Source organism: Mucilaginibacter lappiensis (assembly GCF_900155965.1).
Lineage (GTDB): Bacteria > Bacteroidota > Bacteroidia > Sphingobacteriales > Sphingobacteriaceae > Mucilaginibacter > Mucilaginibacter lappiensis.
This window is the reverse complement of record NZ_FTMG01000008.1, coordinates 64,410-87,566: the sequence shown is the minus strand read 5'-3', so window position 1 is coordinate 87,566 and position 23,157 is coordinate 64,410. Positions and strand designations below refer to the sequence as shown.

Genomic DNA, 23,157 nt, shown 5'->3' with positions numbered 1-23,157 from the left:
CAACAATTGTATTACATACATTTAACGTGTTAAACTTAATCAAATCTTTATGGTCATTTGTATTCCATTAAACCTGAACTATGACCAAACACCTGCTACTCATCCTTTTTTGCTCTTTGTTTATAACGCGGACCCTGGCACAACAAAGCCGTAAGGTAAGCGGCACCGTTACAGACAGTGTGGGTGCGGTACCCGGTGTCAACATTAAGCTGATATCTGATAAAGACAGCCTTAACGCGGCTACAGATCCGGGTGGTGCGTTCAGTTTTCCGGCGGTTAATTCGAAAAACTTTAAAATTACGGTAAGCGGTATTGGCTATCAAACCCTGATACGCCGCTATGTGATGGATAATGATATCAAACCCATCAAACTCGACCCGATAAGAATTAAGGTGCAAACCAACTTTTTAAAAACAGTGCATGTAGTAGCCGAGGCCAACCCGATCACTATTAAAGAAGATACGGTAGAATATAAGGCAAGCGCCTATAAGGTACGTGAAGGCTCGCCGGTGGAGGATCTGCTTAAAAAACTGCCTGGTGTAAGTGTGGATAAAGATGGAAACGTTACAGCGCACGGCAAGCAGGTAACTAAAGTACGGGTTAACGGTAAGGATTATTTTACTGGCGATGTACAAACTGCCACTCAAAACCTCCCGGCTGATATTGTTGAAGCTATACAGGTGATTGACGATTACGGCGATCAGGCCAACCTTACCGGCATTAAAACCGGCGATCCCGACAAGATCCTGAACATTACTATACAGAAGAGCAAAAACAGGGGCAATTTTGGGCAAGGCAGCGTAGGTGTTGGTAACGACGACCGGTACCAGGCTCGTCTATCGGCTAATACCTTTATGGATACCCGGCAAATAGCCCTGATCGGTACACTCAACAACACCAATACCAACTCATTTAACCTGGGTGGTGGAGGTGGCGGTGGTGGCAGAGCTGGTGGTGGTGGCGGCGGTGGTGGCGGCGGGTCACAGATCAGTACCGCCAACGGTATCACCATCAACCGGTCAATAGGTACTAATTACCGCGACGATTGGGGTAAAAAAATAACCGTTTACGGCAGTTACAGCTTCGCCGATAAAGACAAGGATCAGAATAGCACTACCGTACAGCAAAACATTTTCCAATCGGGCACCCTCATCAATAATGATAACAGTGATAACAGAAACCACGGGGTAAACCATCGCTTTGATTTTAATATGGAGTACAAGATTGATACCTCCAATTACCTCAAAGTGAACCCCAGTTTTTCATACGGCATCTCCAATACCATCAGCACCGATACCTTCAGCAATACCCGCAATGGCACACTGGTAACCGGCAACGAGCTGGCTTTAACCGATGCCACTTCCAAAAGCGGAGGTATCAATGTATTGTACAATCACAAGTTTCATAAAAAAGGACGCAACTTTAGCATAAGCGCAGGCCTGAGCCTTTCGCAAAGCGATCAGAGCTTAAACGATCAATACACCACCCGGCAGGATACGGTAGTAACACCGCTTTTTCAGCAAATCAACAGCAATAACAGTTCACAACGAGCCAATGTACATTTATCCTATATCGAACCCATTGGCAAAACCACCTACCTGGAAGCTAATTACGGGTACAGCTATTCCAACACGGATAATAACCGGTATAACTATCGCGTCAATCCGGTAACAGGAAGCCAAACCTTTGTCGATTCGCTCAGCACTATTTATAATTACCAGTTTATCACCAACCGCTTTGGTTTAAATATTCGCGGGATAGGCACCAAGTACAATTATACCATCGGCATGGCGGTACAGCCATCAACCCTCGAAGGTGAATCGCATAACTTCCGTACCACCACCAATACTTTTAATGTGATACCCACGGCCAGGTTTATTTATAATTTTTCGCGCAACCATTCCTTCACCATCAATTACAGCGGTTCTAATAGTCAGCCTTCGTTTAACCAATTGCAGATACAACCCGACTATTCGAACCCACAGAACCGGGTGTATGGCAATCCCGATCTTAAACCATCATTTACTAATAATTTAAACCTCCGCTATAACCAATTTGATATTGCCAGCGGTAATTCCCTATTCACCAACCTGTCGTTCTCCGAAACGCAGAATGCTATAGTGACCAATACATCGCCTGTTTCTACAACTGCGGGCACAACCGGCAGCGACGCCAGTCAACGCAACAATACCATACAGGAAACCCGTTATCTGAACACCAATGGTCTTTATAATGTAAATGGCAACTATTCATTCTCTAAACCATTTGCCGAACGCAAGTTTACCGTATCGTTAAACGGCAGCGCGGGTTACAACAACAATGTATCCTTTATCGAAAATCAGCGCAACATGGGCAAAAACTGGGTTTGGAATCAGGGCTTGAAACTGAGGGTAGATATAGACAGTATTATGGACACCGAAGTAAGCGGTAACTACAGCGTCAACACCACCCGTTACAGCCTGCCATCGTCCTTAAACACCGATGCCAGTACCTGGACGCTGGGATTGGATGGCCGCAATTATTTCTTTTACGCCTGGGTATTGGGTTACAACTTAACACAAACCATAAACCACGGCTTCAGCAGTACGGTCAAAGCCAACCCTACTCTACTAAGCACTTATGTGGAATACCAGTTCCTGGCCAAGCATATTGCATCTGTACGTTTCCAGGCGTTCGACCTGTTTAACGAAAATAAGGGCATAAGCCGTACCGTATCCGGCAACCAGATTATTGATACGCGAACCAACCGACTGGGCAGGTATTTTATGCTCTCCTTTACCCTGCGTTTGCAAAAGTTTAAAGGCAGTCGGCCTTCGGGTGGTGGCGGTGGTGGTCGCAGGAATGGTGGCGGTGGCGGCGGTGGGCGCAGAGGCGGCCGGGGTTAATTTAAACAGCTGCCTTTTTGAAATTATGTAAAACCTGTTTTATATTTACCAAAATTGAATTGTGTTGAAAGTTATAACCTTATTTATCGCCCTGCTTTTTTATTTCAATACCGGTTTTGCACAAGAAACCGTGGTACGTAAACATCGCCTCACCGATCAGGTAACCGAACGGATATCGGTACTCAAGAGCGATAAAAGTACCAGGCAAGGCTTATACCAGGCGGTCACCGAAAAGGATATAGCCGTAGCAAGTGGCAGTTTTGATCATGATAAAAAAACAGGTCTCTGGCATTTTTATGATCCGCAGGGCCAATTACTTCAAAACTACGATTATACCAAAAAGGCCTTGCTATTTGAAGCACCCGAAGATACAACCTCGAATCTGCGGTATTTTGTAGATAAAACATTAACCGATACCGACCGTACCGCTAAACCCGTTAAAGCCGGTGGTCGGTATTTTGGCTATATCCCCTACCTCAAAATGTTTAAGTTACCAGAGGATCTCATGGGTATCAGCCGCGCTGCATCCTATGTCGCTATTGAATTACTGGTGAGTCCGGGTGGCCGCCTGGCCGATTTTAAGGTGCATTTATTTAGCGGACTGAATTATCATAAGGTATTTAACATGAGCACAGATATGCCCAACGAAGAAGATAAAATATTTATCCCGGCCACCGTAAACGGCGATCCTATAGGTTGTCGCATCATGATCAAATGCTGGATCAATAATGACGGCGGGTTAGAACTTCCCTGATTCAATTAATGATTTAGTGATTTAACCTTGCGCTCGTTTGTAACGAGCGCAAGTAGCAACCTAAAAAAATTGTCATCCTGAGGAACGAAGGATCTTCTTCGATGATACCAATCGCATACCAGACGCTTCAATCGTTCAGCATGACAAAGTAGCTTTACAGACCATACAGTTTAAGGCTTTCTCTTCCCGTCAGCAGAACAGTTTCGGACGAAAGCAGACAGAACAATGGTGACCCTGTACGGCAAAGAAGCATTTCTGGTGACAAGCCTTTTGGTTACTTTGTGGCTACAAAGTAACTTGCCCTCCCGCAGCCAAGAGCGGGTATACGTCATATAAAGCGGCCCTGTACAGCAAAGAGATTACTTCGTTCCTCGCAATGACGTATTTGAATATATATAACCAAAAACGCCGGGCATAAAGTCCGGCGTTTTGATTTCTATTTTATAACCATAAAATTAGTGAGCGTGATGACCATCCGGACCATGTGCATGGCCGTGTGATAATTCTTCCGGAGTAGCCGGACGTACATTCAGGATGCTGCCCTTAAAGTGCAGTTCCTGGCCAGCCATCGGGTGGTTCAGATCAACAATAACAGCATCTTCAGCAACAGATACAACCTGTGCCTGGAAACGATTACCCTGGTTATCCTGTAAAGGCAAAATGGTGCCGATCTCAGGAGTATCCTGGCCCTGGAACATTTCTTTAGGCAGGTTAGCTACGGCTTCTTCGTCATATTCGCCGTAAGCATCAGCTGCAGTAAGTCTGAATTCATAAGTATCGCCGGTTGACAGCGTGCTTAAGTTTTCTTCAAATTTAGGCAGCATCTGACCGGCACCAAATAAAAAGGTTAATGGTTGTTCTTGTGTGGCGCTTTCGGTTAAAACTTCTGCTCCATCCTGGTCAACATACAAATCGTAAGTTAATGACACTACGTGTTGTGGTTCAATCTTCATTGTAAAGTATTTTTTAAATAAGCAATCAGGCCTCTATTTGTTTTAAAGCATCGGCCGTGTTATTGGCAGGTAATCCGCAGGTTTTATCTTTACAAACAAAAATTTGTGTTGATTGACCAAACTTATCCTGCAACAAAGGTAAACTTCCTTTTTTACCACCCAAGATTATTTTGTTGGGGATGTAATTATTTTCTATTTCCCTTCGCAAAGTTTCGGTTTCGTTGCCTGTTATCGCTATCTCATAAATACCAAACACCTCTTCGAGCAATAATAGGGTCCAGTTAGAATAGGCTGTTCCATACTTAGCCAGTTGCGGCATGATATTGCGTAACAGCTGCGCCGAAACCGCTGCATAGTCTTCGTTATCAAAAAGCAAGCCTAATTTTTTCAGGTTAAGTGCCATGGCCGAATTACTGGCCGGTGTTACCCCATCCATGATCTCCGATTTGCGGGCTATCAGCTGTTCATCATCATTGGCAGTATAAAAAAAGATACCGTTCACTTCATCATAATAATGTTCAATAGCGGCATCGGTTAGTTTTTTAGCCTGTTGCAACCAATCCTCATTAAAGGTAACCTCATAAAGCGCTATCAGTCCGTCAATAATATTGGCATAATCATCTAAAAATGCTACCGGAGTTTCGCCTGTCGTATTGGCATTATAAACTCGTGAGATCCTGTTATTTTGACTTATCAGGTTAGCGGAGATAAACCCGGCGTTTTGCAAAGCCAGCTCCAGGTATTTGGGATTGTTAAACGCCCGGTAAGCTGTACACAAACCTTTTAACATCAACCCGTTCCATGAGGCCAGGATCTTGTTATCCAGGCCCGGCCTTAAGCGATGGCGGCGGGCCTCAAATATCTTCCTCTTTGATGCTTTGATCCCTGATACCAGATCATCAACCCCTAAACCTAATTGTTCAGCCAGTTCCTCATCACTTTCGCGGCGGAACAATACGTTGGACTGTTCCTCTTCCCAGTTGCCCTCATCGGTAATATGGTAGTAAATACAGAACAGTTCAGCAGCATCCTCGCCCAAAATATCTTCAATTTCTTTTTTGGTAAAAATATAAAACTTGCCCTCCACCCCTTCGCTATCAGCATCCAGTGCCGAGTAAAACCCCAACTCTGGTGAGGCCAGTTCCCGGGTCGAAAAGGCAATTATTTCCTCTACCACCTGCTCATAAAGCGGATCAGGACTCCAGGTATAAGCTTCGGAATACAGACTGATAAGCTGGGCGTTATCATACAGCATTTTTTCAAAATGGGGTACATGCCAGCGGCCATCAACTGAGTACCGTGCAAAACCGCCACCTATATGGTCATAAATACCACCAAAGGCCATTTTATGCAGGGTGAGTTTTACCTGGGCGGCTACAACCTCATCCTTCATCAGGTGGGCATAGCGCATCAGCAACAGCCAGTTATTGGGCATGGGGAATTTGGGCGCGTTACCGGTGCCGCCTTCATATTGGTCAAAATACCGTTTCCAGTTATCACCTATCAATTGCAGATCGGCCTGGGTATATTCGGGCTGCTCCCCTACAAACTGTACCGATTCATAGTTTTGGATGCCCTCGGTAAGGCGTACAGCATACTCTTCTGCCTCTTCGGGTTTTTGTTTGTAAAAATCGGCCAGGTTAAATAATAAAGAGGTCCAATCGTTCTTACGGAAATAAGTACCGCCATAAATAGGTCTTTGATCGGGCAGGCAGATACAATTCAGCGGCCAACCTCCCCTGCCGCTCATCAATTGTACGGCACTCATATAAATCTGATCAACATCAGGACGCTCTTCGCGATCGACCTTAATACAAACAAAAAATTCATTCATTACGGTAGCTACGGCTTCGTCCTCAAAGCTTTCATGCTCCATCACATGGCACCAGTGGCAGGCCGAATAACCGATACTCACCAGGATGAGTTTATTTTCGGCCTTAGCTTTATCGAGGGCCTCTTTACCCCAGGGATACCAGTTAACCGGATTGTTGGCATGTTGCAATAAATATGGAGAGGAGGAATTAGCCAGGCGATTCATAGCAGATGTTTTATTTTATAGCAAAGATGCGCATATAAATGTGCCTGTAAAGCAATTGTGGTATAACTATTTTGAATTTTCCCTGGTTTAAACTTTTATTTTTATTTAGGCCATTGCTAAAAAGCTCAGCGTGCTCTCCAGGTACAAAAGCCCGGGGATCGGCTTTTAAACAGCAATTGTGTAACAGGTTGAGGCGTTTATGCGCGACAATTCTTTTTACAAATTACTATTTCTTAATAGTTTACATTTGTTAACCTCCGGTTTTAATAAATATTGACACAAACCCATAAATTAACTTTTTCGTAATGGCTTCTAACACCCCTACCTTAAGTAATCTCGCGGTTTGCAGCTCAGCTTGTCAACCGGGTATTGTAAAGCCGCACGACTTAAATACAAGCGCTTTTCATCAAATCAAAGATTTTTTCAGTAAAATATTAAATACAGATGATTGGCCGGCGCGCTGGCATTGCGGCAATTGGACTGATTTCCATGGCTGGTTATATATATTATCTGATGTGGGCATCTGGGCTGCTTATTTTGCCATCCCTTTTTTATTGATCCGCGTTGCTTTCAAAAGAAATGATATCCCTTTTTATAAAGTATTTTGGCTATTTATAGCATTTATACTTTTATGTGGTTTAACCCACTTTATAGATGTGGTCATATTCTGGTGGCCGGCATATCGTTTAAGCGCATTAATTCGGTTTGTAACCGCTGTCGTATCTATATTTACAGTGTATGCCCTTTACAAAATTCTCCCCTTAGTATTTACATTAAGAACGGTTACTGAATTGGAAACCGAGATCAATAAAAGACGCGTTATAGAAGAAAAACTGGCGGCAAGCGAATTTTTATTATCAGAGGCAGGAAGGATAAGCCGGGTTGGTGGCTGGGAGCTGGATGTGATCCAAAATAAAACTACCTGGTCAAAAACAGTATTTGATATTTATGGTCTCCCCTATGACTTTGCCATAGCCGAAAACGATATGATGAGTTATTTTCCGGAACCATACCGGCAGATGTTAGTAGATGCTTTGGACAAGGCTTACACCCAAGGTTTAAAATGGGATGTAGAGCTACTTATGGTAAACGCTAAAAAAAACACCATATGGGTAAGATCAATAGGCGAACCTTTGTATGACGAAAAACGAGTATTAGTAAAACTGAGAGGTGTTTTTATCGATATTGACCAGTATAAATCCACCGAAATGGCGCTTCATAAATCTATTGGATTAATTACCCAGAGCAATCAACAACTTAAAAATTTTACACATATCTTATCACATAACATCAGGAATCATGCCCATAACATATCGTTAATTTCGTCCCTGATTGACAAAGAAACCCTTGATACTGATAACGCCGATCTTTTTGAAAAATTAGACAACGTATCAAAAGCACTCAATACAACGCTGAACGATTTATCAGAGGCTATCAAAATAAAAGAGAATACGATCAAATCAGAACTTATTGATTTTAATACGATTATCAAAAAAGCATTAGGAGTTCTTGAATCAGAGTTAACCGCTAGTCATGCCAACGTTGAATTACATTTTGAAGTGAGCCATGTTAATTTTCCACCCATCTACCTGGAAAGCATCTTTTTAAACCTGATCTCCAATGCCATTAAATACAAAATGCCCAATAAACATCCACACATTATTCTAAAAACATATAAAAACCAACAAAATGAAACTGTGTTGGAATGTCAGGATAATGGACAGGGGATAGATCTTGATTTGTACGGCAAAAAGATATTTGGTCTTTATAAAACCTTTCATCAACAGAAAGACGCGCACGGGGTGGGTCTATTTCTAGTCAAAACTCAAATAGAATCGCAGGGAGGAAGAATCGAAGTTATGAGTTCTGTCGGTAATGGAGCTACGTTTAAATTAATCTTTAATGAAACTTCAATAAGCCTCAATTAATACCGCGGCTCAACGCAGTCTTAACTTTTCGTAACGCCAAAATTGTTGCACTCATTAGCCCTCTCCTTCCGCCGAAGACAGAGAAAATGATGTCAAGTGCAGGTGATGACATGATAAGTAGAAACCGCAACATAATCATTACCCACCATATAAAATTCGCTTATACGCAATCGGTTAAGTACTCAAATTACCAACTTCACAAAATATTTCCCTTTATTTGCGCCTTTATTATTAATAATTCAAATGCGCTATTTTAAACTGATCGACTTTTTATGCGCCATGGGCTTATTAGCCGGTGCAATACCCGTGGCAGCGCAAACTGCCGACACTTCTAAGTATAATCACCAGGACGTTTTTGGCCCTATTACCTGGCCCGTTACCAGCGGTGGCACCCGCTCGGCCAGTGGACAGCCGGCTGCCAATTACTGGCAAAACCGTGCCGATTATCAGATAAAAGCCACGCTGAATGAAGGCCGAGACACCACCATCACCGGCGAGGTTACCATCACCTACACCAACAACAGCACAGATAAACTGGATTACCTGTGGCTGCAGTTGGATCAAAACCTTTTCCGGCCCGACTCACGCGGAGCAGCAACCACTCCCGTATCCGGCGATCGTTTTGATGTTCGCGGATTTAGCCGCGGTGGGTATCATATCGGTTCGGTAACTGTAACTTACAAAGGCGAAACTTATACCGTAACCCCGATTATCACCGATGCGCGCATGCAGTTGCGCCTAAACACCCCGCTTGATGGTAAAGGCGAAAAGATACAGGTAAAGATCAATTATGATTTTGCCATCCCTTTTTATGGCGCCGACCGCATGGGCCGCAAAAAGTTTAAACAAGGCTATGTATATGAAATTGCGCAATGGTACCCGCGCATGTGCGTGTATGACGATGTAGAAGGCTGGAACACCCTACCCTACATGGGCCTGGGTGAGTTTTACTGCGAGTACGGCGACTTTGATTATTACATCACCGCTCCTGCCAACATGATTGTGGTAGGTTCCGGCGATCTGCAAAACCCGGAAGAAGTGCTTAGTCCCGCCCAGCTCAGCCGACTGGCCAAAGCCAAAACCAGCGATAAAACAGAAATGATAATTAAACCCAGCGAAGTTGGCAGGGCCTCTACCCGTCCGTTCAAAGGCACCTTAACCTGGCACTTTAAAATGGAAAACACCCGCGATATTGCCTGGGGCGCCTCCAACGCCTTTATATGGGACGCCGCGCAGGTTAATTTCCCTTCAGGCCGTAAAGGTATCGCCATGTCGGCCTATCCGGTTGAAAGCGCAGGCAACGACGCCTGGGGCCGTTCAACAGAATACCTCAAAAACAGCATGGAGATCTATTCCAAAGCTTATTATGAATACCCATGGAACTCGGCCGTTAACGTATCAGGCGTGGCTTTAGGGATGGAGTATCCGGGCGCTATATTTTGCCTCAGCAACTTTAAAAAAGGTCAGCTTTGGGGCGATGTTACGCACGAGATCGGTCACAACTGGTTCCCGATGATCGTGGGTTCCAACGAGCGCAAATACATGTGGATGGACGAAGGTTTCAATACCTTTATTAATGAGTATGCCAGTCAGCAGTTTAACAACGGCGAGTATGCCGAGCCATCAAAACAAGCGCAGAACATATTGGCATCCTACCGCAACAGCAAAGATCCTTTAATGACCGCTCCTGAGGCTATCGGCTTAAATGATTACGGCCAGTACTATAATAAAACAGCTTTAGGTTTGGATATATTACGTAATGTAGTGCTTGGGCCCGAGCGTTTTGACTATGCTTTCCGCGAGTACATCAAGCACTGGGCCTTTAAACACCCACTGCCTTATGACCTTTTCCGGGCCATGAATGATGCCAGCGGCGAAGACCTGAACTGGTTCTGGAAACCATGGTTCTTTACTACCTGGAAACTTGACCAGGCCATTACTTCGGTTAAATATGTACAGGACGACGCGGCTAACGGCGCTATGATCACCCTAACCAATAAAGAAAAAATGGCCATGCCGGTTGATCTGAAAATCACCCAGGTTAACGGTAAAACCGAAACGCTTCACTTGCCGGTAAACATCTGGCAGCGCGGCGGTGTATGGACCTTTAAATATCCATCCACATCGGCCATCAAATCCATCGTGATCGATCCGGAACATGAATTACCAGATGTTGACCTCAGAAATAATACTTACGAAGGGAATTAGTGAGTTTGACAATTTTTTAAAAGCGACGGGTATTTTACCTGTCGCTTTTTTTATAATCAATGAAATTCTTAATTAAAATCCACCCGTCCAAAATTCGAACGGATAGTGATTGTTTTATCCGGGCTACCCTTACCTAACTGACCTACATAACTTTTTTGCGCATTAGAATTATACGTATCAGAACCCGGTGTTTTATTGGATATACTTGCCCGATCCTTATCATAATTAAATGAACCATAATAGGTGCTAATATCAAAGTTGGCGTTCTCGTTATTGTTGATATCTAATTTTACATTGGAGTACGAAGAGTTAATATCCAGCATTTTCAGGTTTTTATCCAGAGTAGCAATCTGGAGTTTACCGCAATATTTAACCCTAATATTTCCCGAAGTGTGCAGGGTTCCTATTTTGGCCGGGCCAAAGCTGATATCGGCGTTTAATTTATCACTTTCTGCCAGGTTAAGGCTGCCATAGGTTATTTGTAAGTTACCTCCTGTAAGAGTACCGATATTAACATCACCAAAATGGACCTTAATTTCACACAACGGATTCAACAGGCTTTTTGCCTTCAAACTCCCATAAAAACTATGTATGGTTACTTTTCCCTGCAGATCGGGTAAGGTGGTGTTACCATATTTATTATTGATGCTCAGTGTGTTTTTTACCGGCATGTAAACCACATAATTGATCTCTATTTTTTTAATGTGGTTTTTACCCTCCCCCTTCCATAACTCAGGACTCATGCTGCCATCATCGCCAATTACGGTTTTAAACAAGGCAAGTCCAGCCACTTTGCTATCGCTTATTTGTATAACATCCAAAAACTTGTCGGCATCAGCATCTACATTAGCGTAAACTTTTATCTGTACATCTATCTTAAATTCTTTCCGGTCCCAGGTATTTACCACTACCTCGCCAAAGCTGTTTTCTATTTTTAGCTCATCATTGCTGGCTGCCGGGTAAACTTTGCTGTACGTTTTAACCTTTTCTTTCACTTGGCCATTTTCCACTTTATTTTTCAAATCGGTGCCGGAATATTCGAGCTCAAACGGACTCGGTACAGTTTTCATCATTATCGGAACAACGGCCGTATCCTGGCGGGCGTCGTCGTTATCAGAAACAGTTTGCGCATTTGCCACATTTGTTCCGAATATTACGGCGATGAGGCATACTAAGAGTAGCTTAGGTTTCATGTTGTCGGTTATTTAATTTTTATTGACAGTGATACTTTTCTGCCTTAAATGACAAACATTTTTTCGGCGCGTTGCATAACAAAAAATAATCATGAACGCTGCCGCTATTTTTCCTATTTTTCTGCCCGATATGAAAAAATACTGCCCGCTATTGATACCATCTGTTTTTTTGTTGATGCTTTGTTATTCCATCCCGGCCAGGGCAGATAAAAAAGCCTGGTACATTAATCCACAAACCGGCAACGATCAAAATACCGGTAAAGACAGCCGCCATGCCTGGAAAACATTTGCCCCTCTTAACCAATTGACTATTTTGGCCGGCGAACAGGTGAATATCATGGCCTCGGGCGATTTTCATACCTCCTTAGTATTAAATGCCAAAGGAAGCAGTGCGGCGCACGTTACCATTAATTTTGCACCGGGAGTTTATAATTTTTATCCCGATGGAGCTTTAAAAAAACAGTTCCAGATCTCTAATACCAATGATGTACCCTATGGTTTAAAAGCTATCGCCCTGTATTTAAATAATTGTCAGTTCGTGGATATCAAGGCGCGGGGAGCCAAGATAGTATTGCGGGGAAAAATGATTGAAACCTGCGTTGATCACAGCAAAAATATTAGCATTGATGGCATTACTTATGATTATTACCGCCCTACCGTATCGGAATTAACGGTAGTAAACACCGGTGATCATTTTGCCGACCTAAAGATTCACCCCGATTCAAAATACAGCATTAAAGATAGCCTGCTTACCTGGCAGGGCGAAGGCTGGCAGCACAAACCTTTTTGGCTTTGGCAAGAGCTCGACCTGCAAACAGGCGATGTACAGCGTATGGATATACCTGTTGACAGTATCCGGTATGCCGAAACCGGCAACAACACCGTGCGTGCCTATTTTAAAAAGAATCCCGGCTTTAAAACCGGCTTGATATACCAGAACCGCGATGTAATACGCGATTACGTAGGCATATTTATGCAGCGCAGTAAAAACATCAGTCTTAAAAACATTCATATTAATTTTATGCATGGCATGGGCGTGGTGAGCCAGTTTTGCCAAAACATACTTATGGACCGCATCAGTGTACGGCCCGATCCAACCTCTGGCCGTACTTGTGCCGCCTGGGCTGATATTCTGCATTTTTCGGGTTGCCGCGGGAAGATCGAGATCAGCAATTCTTATTTATCAGGCGCTAATGATGACGCCATTAATATACATGGAACCTATTTACGGTTAACGGACACCACAAAACAACGACAAATATTGGTAGATTTTAAGCAACATCAAACCTACGGTTTCGAGGCTTTTACCCCGGGCGATAGTATAGCTTTTATACATGCCGATAATCTGCAGGAATATAGTAGCAATGTGGTTTTGCAGGTTCAGAAATTTACCGATAAAGAGTACCTGTTGATGCTTAAAAACCCTTATCCCGAGCATATCAGCTCAACAGATGTAATTGAAAATACTACCTGGACACCAGAAGTTTGGATCCATCACGATACCGTGGCCCGCATACCTACACGAGGTATCCTGGTAACCTCGCGCCGTAAAACTGTGATCGAAAATACCGTTTTCCTCCATCCCCACATGAGCGCTATATCCATTGCCAACGATGCCGCCAACTGGTACGAATCGGGCATGGTCAAAGACGTAACCATCAGGAATAACCAATTTATCCAATGCGGCGAACCCGCTATCATCATCTGCCCGGAAAATAAACAATCAGATGGCCCGGTGCATCAAAATATAGCTATTATAGATAATCAGTTTGATCTGCAGGGAACAAAGGTGCTGTCGGCTAAAAGCACTTCGGGAATCATCTTTAACAACAACACCATCAAAGCGGGGAAGGACTTCGATATTAAAAATGGTCTGGAACTGAAAGATTGTACAGATGTAAAGGTATCGGGTAATACTGTTGGACATTAGGTTATGGCCTATAAGTAAAAAAACAAAGAAGTTGTCATTTCGACCGTAGGGAGAAATCTTCTGCTGTATGCAAAGCCGCAATTACATGGTGAAAAAGATTTCTCCTCGTACCTCGTTCGAAATGACAATCTTTTTGTTTTTTCTAAACACCTACTTATCCCCTCTTTACTCCCTTCCTGAAAAATTTTCAGTCTGTGGTCGGTGTTATCACCGTACCACTTATCCCCCCTTTACTCCCTTCCTGAAAAATTTTAAAACGATTTTAGGAAAAGTTTGCTTATATATGCCCCCGATATTGTTAAAATCAATTTTACATTATGATCATTGAACCCAGAATTCGCGGCTTTATTTGTCTAACAACACATCCAAAAGGTTGCGAGCAAAACGTAATTAACCAAATCAATTACGTTAAATCAAAAAACAACCCTTCGGGTACTAAAAAAGCACTTATTATTGGCGCATCAACCGGTTTCGGTCTGTCTTCCAGGATCACCAGTGCGTTTGGATCCGGAGCTGCCACTGTGGGCGTTTATTTTGAAAAACCACCGGCACCGGGCAAACCGGCATCTGCGGGCTGGTATAACACCGCCGCTTTTGAAACGCAGGCCCATGAAGCCGGTTTATATGCCAAAAGCATTAATGGCGATGCGTTCTCTGATGAGATCAAACAAAAAACAATCGACCTGATTAAAGCCGACCTGGGGCAGGTTGACCTGGTAATCTATAGCCTGGCTTCGCCACGTCGTACTAATCCTAAAACGGGTATAACCCATACTTCTGTATTAAAGCCTATCGGAGAATCTTTTACAAACAAAACTGTTGATTTTCATACCGGTGTGGTATCAGAAATTTCCATCAACCAGGCCACCGACGAAGAGATAGCCAATACCGTGGCCGTAATGGGCGGCGAAGACTGGCAATTCTGGATCAACGATCTGAAAGCTGCCGGTGTACTGGCCGATGGCGCACTGACCATTGCCTATTCTTACATTGGTCCATCGGTTACCGAAAAGGTATACCGCAAAGGAACCATTGGCCGGGCCAAAGACCATTTGGAAGCTACTGCCAAACAGATCAGCGAGCAATTGAAAGATATTAATGGTAAAGCATTAGTATCGGTAAACAAAGCGCTGGTAACCCAGGCAAGTTCGGCCATACCGGTTATCCCGCTGTATATTTCGCTGTTATATAAAATCATGAAAGCCGAAGGTACCCAGGAAGGTTGTATTGAACAGATACAACGCTTATTTGAGCAGCGCCTGCTTACCGGTGGCACTATACCTACAGATGCTGAAGGCCGTGTACGTGTGGATGATTGGGAAATGAACCCCGAAGTACAAGCTCAAATAGCCAAACTATGGCCGCAAGCTACCACCGAAACCCTCCCAGACCTGGGCGACCTGAAAGGCTACAGAACAGATTTTCTGAACCTATTTGGTTTTGACGTTCCCGGTATAAACTACCAGGAAGATGTTAACGAAATGGTGGAGATACCGGGTTTGGTAGGATAAAACCTCACCTCCAACTGCCAACCATGTCATTGCGAGGTACGAAGCAATCTCCTCGCGTTCAATATGCAAACGAGGAGATTGCCACGCTATCGCTCGCAATGACATATTTTTTGATTACGAAGTTACATAGAAAAAAGCCTGTCAGTCTAAGCTTGTCGAACCATGACACCCTGAATTTAAACCATGTATATCAAGAAAGATTCAGGGAATCGCCCATCAGCAACCGGGTCATATCTTCATGATTATTCAAAAAGTATTTGGTGAGCATAAAATGTTCTGTCTCATCATATTTTACTTTACGCATCCCCTCCTCATCCAACTGATAAATAACCGCATTGGGATAAGCCAATAAGATAGGCGAATGGGTGGCTATAATAAACTGAGAATTGGCCTGTACCAGCTCATGAATGGCCGACAACGCAGCCAATTGCCTTGCAGGCGATAAAGCAGCCTCGGGCTCATCAAAAATATAAAGTCCGTTGCCCGAAAGCCGATGAGTTAACGTGGCCATAAATGACTCGCCGTGTGAGCACTCATGCAGGGAGCTTACGCCGTAATTTTGCTGGATCTTGCCTTTATCTACCTCTTCCAGGTAAGTGGCTACGTTATAGAAGCTCTCGGCCCTCAAAAAGAAATAATCAGAAGGTTTGCGATAACTTTTGGAGCTGGTGAGGTAATCAAACAAAACTGAGGCATTTTGATGCGTTTTAGTCTGCATATTTTTGCTGCCTCCCTCAATACCAAAACCCAGGTGTAAGGCTATAGCTTCAATCAGCGTTGATTTACCCGAGCCATTTTCACCAATAATAAAAGTAACATCCGGATGAAACACCATCGACGACATTTCTTTCACCGCGGGGATATGAAAAGGATACACATCAAAAGACGGCACCGACTCGCGCTTAAGTGATATTTGCTGCAGATAGGGCTTTGCTTCCATGGCCTGGTAAATTTAAGGAAGAAAAGAAATAATATCGAATACTGAATTTTGAATATTCAAGTAAAAGTAGGCGTTCGTATTAGCATAGGTTATTTAGGCTAAAGCCATCAACTACCGATATTTCGACCCGTCCCTTAAAAGGGACTGCAATGAATTATTTGATTCATTGCAGTTGGCTTTAGCCAACGGATAACTGATTACCATAACAGGACTTTAGCCAAATGCCGCAAGCTCACATATTAAATATTGTTGTTTAACTAAATTTAGTTAAGCAGCTCCTTGCACCCTCCGGCTATTTTTCGTATATTTAAATATATATAACACCAGCCCTGCTTACTTTGAAAATTGTAAGCAGGGCTGTTTGGTTAAAGGAACAAAACAGGCCAAAAACCGACCGTTTGATATGTAGTTATTTGAATATCAACAAATTAATACTTTTTAAACCTTTCAAAACCTGTCAAAAATTTGTTAAAAAGTGTTAAAATTGGTAGTTTTGAATGAATTTTCGTTCAGTTTTCAATCAATTTCGCCCCCATTTCAATCAAAAAAGTGTTAAAATAAAGGTTTAAAAAGTCTGTCAGGAACAAGAGGCGGTTTGAATTTTATAAGTTTGGTTTTTGAGCGGACAAAAACGCGGGACCGGATCAGATCGAAAACTTTTGCACACTCAATTTTCACGCCTTTACTATTGTTGATATTTTTATCCCGTTCGGCGTCAATCTTACTTTCCCCTTTCGGGCCAAAAGCTTAATTTCGCTGATTCAAGAAAAGAGGAAAAGATTTTGGATTATCTACAGGGTTTAAACCCCGAACAAAGAGCAGCGGTAGAACAAACTGAAGGTCCGGTAATGATTATTGCCGGTGCCGGATCAGGCAAAACACGGGTTATCACATACAGGGTGGCACATTTGGTACGCAAAGGTGTCGACTCCTTTAACATACTGGTATTAACATTTACCAACAAGGCTGCCCGCGAAATGCGCGAGCGTATCACTCATGTGGTGGGCCCCGAAGCCAAAAATATCTGGATGGGTACTTTCCACTCGGTTTTTGCCAAGATACTGCGCGTGGAGGCCGACAAAATTGGTTATCCGAGCAATTTTACCATCTACGATACCGACGATAGCAAAAGCGTGCTGAGAGCCATTTTAAAGGAAATGAACCTGGACGATAAGCTGTACAACGTAAACTTTGTACTTAACCGCATATCGGCCTCCAAAAACAACCTCATCTCGTGGCAGGAGTATCAGAAAAATGAGCAGATACAGGCCGACGATTTTTCGAGTGGCCGCGGTCAGCTGGGGCTTATTTACCAAACCTATGCCACCCGCTGTTTCAGGGCCGGCGCCATGGATTTTGACGATTTGCTGTACAAAACCAACGAGCTATTGAAATTACACCCTGATACGCTTAACAAGTATCAGCATAAGTTTAAATACCTCATGGTGGATGAGTATCAGGATACTAACTTTTCGCAGTACCTGATCGTGAAAAAACTGGCCGCTGTAAATGAAAATTTATGTGTGGTAGGTGATGATGCCCAAAGTATCTACGCCTTCCGCGGAGCCAATATCCAGAACATCCTCAACTTTGAAAAGGATTACCCGGATCTGAAGGTATTTAAGCTGGAGCAAAACTACCGCTCCACCCAAAATATTGTAAATGTTGCCAACAGCATCATCAGCAATAATAAGGACCAGCTTAAAAAGAACGTTTTCTCTGAGAAAGAAAGCGGCGATAAAATAAAGGTAATGCGTGCCTTCAGCGATAACGAGGAGGGTAAAATGGTAGCCGAAACCATTATGCAGGACCGTAGCCTGAAAGGCCGTAAATGGCATGATTTTGCTATCCTATACCGTACCAACGCCCAATCAAGATCAATGGAGGAAGCCCTGCGCAAGCTTGGTATCCCCTATAAGATATACGGTGGACTGTCTTTTTATCAGCGTAAAGAGATCAAGGATCTGATAGCCTATTTCCGCCTTACGTTTAACCCTAACGATGAGGAAGCCCTGAAACGGGTGATCAACTACCCTAAAAGGGGCATTGGCGATACCTCAGTTGATAAGATCATTGTAAGTGCCGATCAGCATGGTATTACCCCATGGGAGGTTATCGTGGAGCCAGGCAAATACCTGGAAGGAAAGATATCGGGCGCGGTGAGCACTTTTGCTACCATGATTCAGAGTTTCCAGGTGCTGGCCAAGTCAAAATCGGCTTATGAATCGGCCCTGTATATCGCACAGCATTCCGGCTTATTGAAAGACCTGTACGAAGATAAATCAGTTGAAGGACTTAACCGTTACGAAAACATACAGGAATTAATGAACGGTATCAAGGAATTTTCTGAAAGAGAGGATATTGAGGAAAAGGGCCTCGACGTTTTTATGCAGGATGTGGCCCTGCTCACCAATGATGATAAAGACAAGGAGAAAGATGCCGATACCGTATCATTGATGACCATACACTCCAGTAAAGGATTGGAGTTTCCACAGGTATATGTGGTAGGTTTGGAGGAGAACCTGTTTCCCTCGCAGATGTCGCTCAATTCCCGCAGTGATCTGGAAGAAGAACGCCGTTTATTTTATGTAGCCGTTACCCGCGCCGAAACCAAGCTCACCATCAGTTATGCCACCTCGCGCTTTAAGTTTGGCACATTGATAAGTTGCGAACCAAGCCGTTTCCTGGATGAGATAGATGCCAAATACCTGGAGCTTGATTACAGTGCCAAACCGGCAAGCAGCGGCAGTAGCGCCTTCTTTGACGATGACCGTAAAGCCTGGAGCGGCAGCAAACAAGCCGATGCATTCTCCAAGCCTAAACCGGCAACATCAGCCCCGGTTAAAACAACATCTATATTAGCTAAAGCGCATGTACCATCTCCAAATTTTAAACCGTCTGATACCTCAAACCTACAGGTAGGTATGGAAGTGGAGCACGAACGTTTTGGTTTTGGAAAGGTCTTGAGCCTGGAAGGTAATAAGCCGGATATTAAAGCAACTATATTTTTTAAGGAGATAGGCCAGAAACAATTGCTGCTTAAATTTGCCAAACTTTATATCGTTAATAATATCAACTGAGGGTTAAGCTTTATTTTCGTGTAAATAATTCCCCACTTTTTTTAACATCCCGTTAAACTAAAGGCTATTCCCAGTAGTTTTAACCCGAATTAATGGTGGCATACCATTTGGATATGTTTTCTCAATTAATTGAGAGGAAACATTGATATGAACGACAGCACCAAAAAGAAAACGAACAAATCCGTTGGAAAAAACATCAGAACTTTACGTCACCAACGTGGATGGAGCCAGGAAGATGTAGCAAACCGGTTGGGTATTTCTATCCCGGCTTTTTCAAAAATCGAAACTGGTGTAACGGATATTAACCTGTCGCGGCTAGAGCAAATTGCCAATATTTTTGAAATAACAGTGGCTCAAATATTAAGTGTTGAAGAAGGTGAAGTTGACCTTACTCCATCAAACCTGAGCATTGCCCAAAAAAAATTAGTAGATAGGGAATCGGAGATAGCAAGCCTGCAACGCAAAGTGATTTTACTTTATGAAGAATTGCGAAACAAAAGCATTTTAGTCCTATAATTTAATACATGTGTTCTGTAAACCTTACAGTTACACCTTTTATACTACATACCTTGATATAAATTGCTGATTAATTTAATCTATTTCAATTAAATATTGGTTAACAATATTTAATTCCAGTAAATTTTGCAAGGAAAATGCAAATAAATAAACACAATTTCATTTTATATCCCCTATAATTGAAAATTGGAGTAAAAATTGTGGCATAAACATTTTTTTATCATAAAAAGTGTTTATGTCAAATTATCTTATATCTATTTCAAAAAACCAGGCTTTGAAAGATGGGACGATCCATGACCCCAAAAGCAAACTTAAAGTTAAGGTATTCGATCTTTTACAATCAAGATTTAAACCCAGGCAAGGTGAAGTTAGATTTTTTGTTACCGCTGGTGACGAAACACTTGCCTTTGAAACTGAGGGCTATAACAAACACAGGCAATTGCTTATTCTGCAAATGATATCCAGATATTGTATTTACCTTGGGCTTATTGAGGCGCAAATACACTCTACCTGGCCAGGCGCATTTAACCTGGGCTAACTATTATAAAAACCATTTTATTTATTTCAGGAGTTGCTATTATGCGACGGGCCATGCAGCATGTCGCTCATTTCTATTATTTTTTCGTCAATTTCCGAAACACATTTATCCATCATAGCGATACATTCTTCCTGATCAACCAATCCCTCCTTTTCCAGGTTTATCAAACCACGCAACGTAGCTATTGGGCCCCTGATCTGGTGCGAAAGATAAGAGGAGTGTTCAGAAAGCTTTTTGTTCTTGATTTGCAAATCTTTTGTTCTTTCATCAATAATCTCTTCCAGGTGATGGTTTATCCTGTCTAGGTTATCCTTTTGCCTTAAAACCTCCCCATTAAGCATAGTAAGCTGGGCATTGGTTTTAGCTTTCCGTTTCACATTGCCTACTAATAAACCAATAACAACCAGTAACAAACCAGCTACAGTACTCACAGCCCAGAAACGGGAACGTTCATAAGCCTGCCTGTCGGCTACACGTTCATTTTCTTTGGCCTGTTCTTCCTGCTTCCGCTTAGCCTCTATCAGATTCATCTGTACAGACACATTGGTTTTATAGGTTGCACTATCAAGTTTATATATTTCCCTTAGGGATGACAGGGCGCTTTCAAAATTCTTTCTGTTAAGCTCCAGTTCATAGGTGGTATACTTATAATCGTATTCCAATTTGGGGTCTTTAACCAGCTGTGTGTACGCTGTACCTTCACGTACCATTTTTTCGGCATCGTCAAACTTACGTTGGGCCATATATAACGAAGCCAGGGTAAGATTAATACTGGCTACCGATTCGTTCAGATCCCTTGATTTAGCCCCCCTGTTAGCTTCCAGCAACAAACCAAGCGCTTTATCATAATCCTTTAACTTATAAAATATTACCCCCCTGTTTAACAAACACTGTATAAGATTAACGGAATCTTGCAACTTACTAAACAAGTGATAGCTTTTATCATAATAACTAAGGGCCTGATGCAGGTTATTTTTGCGGTTGTAAGTATTTCCAATGTTCAAATAGGAAGCAGCTATCAATTTATTGTCTCCAATTTTTTCTGCAATAACCAGCGATTTGTTTAAGTAAACCAGGGAACGATCATAGTCATGGTCGCGAAACAACACTCCTATATTGTTATAAACCTTAGCTTCGCCCCTAAGATTACTGCTTCTGCCAAAATAAGCTAATGCATTTAAATAATTATCAATGGCTTTTTCGGGCTGGTCGAGGTAATACTTTCCAATCCCTATAACGCGATAAGATTCGGCAATACCATCTAAATAACTGAGTTTAGTAGCCAGGGTTAAAGCTTTAGTTGCATCCTCAACTGTTTGTTTCGGATCGGTCAACCTATTTGCATAAGCCTGGCTATTTAAATTTACTACCTCATTTGTATCCCTAGCCACCACTTCATTAATATCCCTTGCATATGCGGTAAGTGTTACAAAAAAAAATAATAAAAATGTACAGTTTTTTTTCATTAAAGCACTTTTACGGTCAATTAGCGTGAAAGTTATGAATTATGCTGAAATATATCCAATAAGTAGCACAAAAACGTTGTTGAAAACTTTTTTATCTTTTTTACCTCCAAAACCAAAAAACATATTTATATTTGCAGTGTTAATTAATTGATATACAATAGATTGTATAAATATAACTTTAATATTATAATATTTATACGACATAAAAACAGCACCCCATGCTCCAATTTAAAGCATGAAAATACTTAAGGTGGTTATATTTTAAACTATTATGCTATCTGATTAATTAAAATAAATAAAAAAAGAATAAACGTTTTATCAAGCATACAACTAATGCCTCTAAAACTACTATTTTTTTTCAATAAAAGAGATATGAATTGTTATATAAAAGTTAAATAATCACTTCATATAATGTTGATTATCAAATTAAATTTAAATTAAGAATACAGCAACTGGCTAAATAAATAGAAATCCAGTTGCTAATAAATTAAATACAACCAATATTAAATACCAGTTACAGTATTATTTAATATTAGTTAATTAAATATGATATTAATATAAATATTAACCAACATGAAAAGGACCATCTTATTGGCATTGCTTATAGTAAGCACAGGAATTGTGTCATCATCGTCAAAAAAAACTGTAGATGTATCTGTACCGGCTTTTAATAAAACCGCTACGGGATTTAAAAGAGATTTAGGCAGCGCCGACTGAGCTTTTAAATTTCACATCAATATTTAACCGAATCTGCACAGCATTAGATTATATAAGTCATGAAAAAACTGATCATCATCACCGTAGCTACCCTTTTTACCGGTATCGTTTCATCTTGTCAAAAAGTAAATGTACGTACCGAGCTCATCGGCACACACTCATTTACCAATGGCTTTAAAAGAGACCTGGGTAGTGCTGATTGATCTATGGTCATGATCAAAGACGTGCTTAAATGAGGACTTATTGTCCTCATAAAAAGAAAGTACTTCAATTTGAAGTAATGACAATAACATTTAGTCGCGAACAAGGCCTAAGCAACGTCGAGTAACAAGCATACAAACACGATTTGAAGTAATTTATATAAAACAAAAATATTCATCCCCCACAATCAAAATTTAAAAAACACCATGAAAAAGTCAACAATCATAGCAGCCTTAGCTTTAAGCACTTTCTTAACATCTTCAGTTTACAGCTCAAATGCTTCAACTCCGGATGGAGGC

Annotated in this window: 16 protein-coding genes; 11 read left to right on the top strand and 5 right to left on the bottom strand. The window is 42.0% G+C overall.

The window, feature by feature from the left end:
• Positions 1-80 precede the first annotated feature (80 nt).
• Together BW976_RS16095 and BW976_RS16090 are read left to right on the top strand one after the other, a co-directional pair.
• Positions 81-2,885 (top strand): TonB-dependent receptor, encoded by a 2,805-nt coding sequence (locus BW976_RS16095; RefSeq protein ID WP_076374348.1) that lies wholly within the window; start codon positions 81-83, stop codon positions 2,883-2,885.
• A gap of 61 nt (positions 2,886-2,946) precedes the next feature.
• Complete coding sequence (locus BW976_RS16090; protein WP_175614121.1) at positions 2,947-3,639, top strand: hypothetical protein; 693 nt, start codon at positions 2,947-2,949, stop codon at positions 3,637-3,639.
• A 455-nt stretch (positions 3,640-4,094) separates the two neighbouring features.
• On the opposite strand, the gene BW976_RS16085 is transcribed toward BW976_RS16090, so the two are convergent.
• Entirely contained in the window at positions 4,095-4,592 is a 498-nt protein-coding gene (locus BW976_RS16085; protein WP_076374346.1) for an FKBP-type peptidyl-prolyl cis-trans isomerase, read from the bottom strand.
• A 25-nt stretch (positions 4,593-4,617) separates the two neighbouring features.
• Positions 4,618-6,630, bottom strand: coding sequence for a thioredoxin domain-containing protein (locus BW976_RS16080; protein ID WP_076374345.1), 2,013 nt, complete (start codon positions 6,628-6,630; stop codon positions 4,618-4,620).
• 305 nt (positions 6,631-6,935) lie between these two features.
• On the opposite strand from BW976_RS16080, the gene BW976_RS16075 reads away from it, so the two are divergent.
• Positions 6,936-8,558 carry a sensor histidine kinase gene (locus tag BW976_RS16075; protein WP_076374344.1) on the top strand — a complete coding sequence of 541 codons (1,623 nt, stop codon included), beginning with the start codon at positions 6,936-6,938 and terminating at the stop codon, positions 8,556-8,558.
• 243 nt (positions 8,559-8,801) lie between these two features.
• Positions 8,802-10,766: a M1 family metallopeptidase gene (locus tag BW976_RS16070; protein WP_076374343.1), complete on the top strand. Its 1,965-nt coding sequence runs from the start codon at positions 8,802-8,804 to the stop codon at positions 10,764-10,766.
• A 68-nt stretch (positions 10,767-10,834) separates the two neighbouring features.
• Here BW976_RS16070 and BW976_RS16065 read toward each other — a convergent pair whose 3' ends face one another.
• Positions 10,835-11,959 carry a DUF4097 family beta strand repeat-containing protein gene (locus tag BW976_RS16065; RefSeq protein ID WP_076374342.1) on the bottom strand — a complete coding sequence of 375 codons (1,125 nt, stop codon included), beginning with the start codon at positions 11,957-11,959 and terminating at the stop codon, positions 10,835-10,837.
• Positions 11,960-12,050: 91 nt separating this feature from the next.
• Between BW976_RS16065 and BW976_RS16060 the strand changes: the two genes are divergently transcribed.
• Positions 12,051-13,889: a right-handed parallel beta-helix repeat-containing protein gene (locus BW976_RS16060; RefSeq protein WP_076374341.1), complete on the top strand. Its 1,839-nt coding sequence runs from the start codon at positions 12,051-12,053 to the stop codon at positions 13,887-13,889.
• Between the two features lie 317 nt (positions 13,890-14,206).
• Positions 14,207-15,400: an enoyl-ACP reductase FabV gene (gene fabV / locus BW976_RS16055; RefSeq protein ID WP_076374340.1), complete on the top strand. Its 1,194-nt coding sequence runs from the start codon at positions 14,207-14,209 to the stop codon at positions 15,398-15,400.
• A 190-nt stretch (positions 15,401-15,590) separates the two neighbouring features.
• Here the strand turns inward: fabV and BW976_RS16050 are convergent, their stop codons facing one another.
• Entirely contained in the window at positions 15,591-16,340 is a 750-nt protein-coding gene (locus BW976_RS16050) for an AAA family ATPase (RefSeq protein ID WP_076374339.1), read from the bottom strand.
• Positions 16,341-17,122: 782 nt separating this feature from the next.
• Here BW976_RS16050 and BW976_RS16045 point away from each other — a divergent pair.
• From BW976_RS16045 to BW976_RS16035, 3 genes are all read left to right on the top strand, one after another.
• Complete coding sequence (locus BW976_RS16045) at positions 17,123-19,420, top strand: ATP-dependent helicase (protein WP_076374338.1); 2,298 nt, start codon at positions 17,123-17,125, stop codon at positions 19,418-19,420.
• Between the two features lie 147 nt (positions 19,421-19,567).
• Complete coding sequence (locus BW976_RS16040) at positions 19,568-19,936, top strand: helix-turn-helix domain-containing protein (RefSeq protein ID WP_076374337.1); 369 nt, start codon at positions 19,568-19,570, stop codon at positions 19,934-19,936.
• 235 nt (positions 19,937-20,171) lie between these two features.
• Positions 20,172-20,474, top strand: a complete 303-nt coding sequence (locus BW976_RS16035) for a hypothetical protein (protein WP_076374336.1) — start codon at positions 20,172-20,174, stop codon at positions 20,472-20,474.
• A 26-nt stretch (positions 20,475-20,500) separates the two neighbouring features.
• Here the strand turns inward: BW976_RS16035 and BW976_RS16030 are convergent, their stop codons facing one another.
• Complete coding sequence (locus BW976_RS16030) at positions 20,501-21,940, bottom strand: tetratricopeptide repeat protein (RefSeq protein WP_076374335.1); 1,440 nt, start codon at positions 21,938-21,940, stop codon at positions 20,501-20,503.
• A 573-nt stretch (positions 21,941-22,513) separates the two neighbouring features.
• Between BW976_RS16030 and BW976_RS29435 the strand changes: the two genes are divergently transcribed.
• Positions 22,514-22,657, top strand: coding sequence for a hypothetical protein (locus tag BW976_RS29435; protein ID WP_175614120.1), 144 nt, complete (start codon positions 22,514-22,516; stop codon positions 22,655-22,657).
• Positions 22,658-22,716: 59 nt separating this feature from the next.
• Positions 22,717-22,860: a hypothetical protein gene (locus BW976_RS29430; RefSeq protein ID WP_175614119.1), complete on the top strand. Its 144-nt coding sequence runs from the start codon at positions 22,717-22,719 to the stop codon at positions 22,858-22,860.
• Positions 22,861-23,157 lie beyond the last annotated feature (297 nt).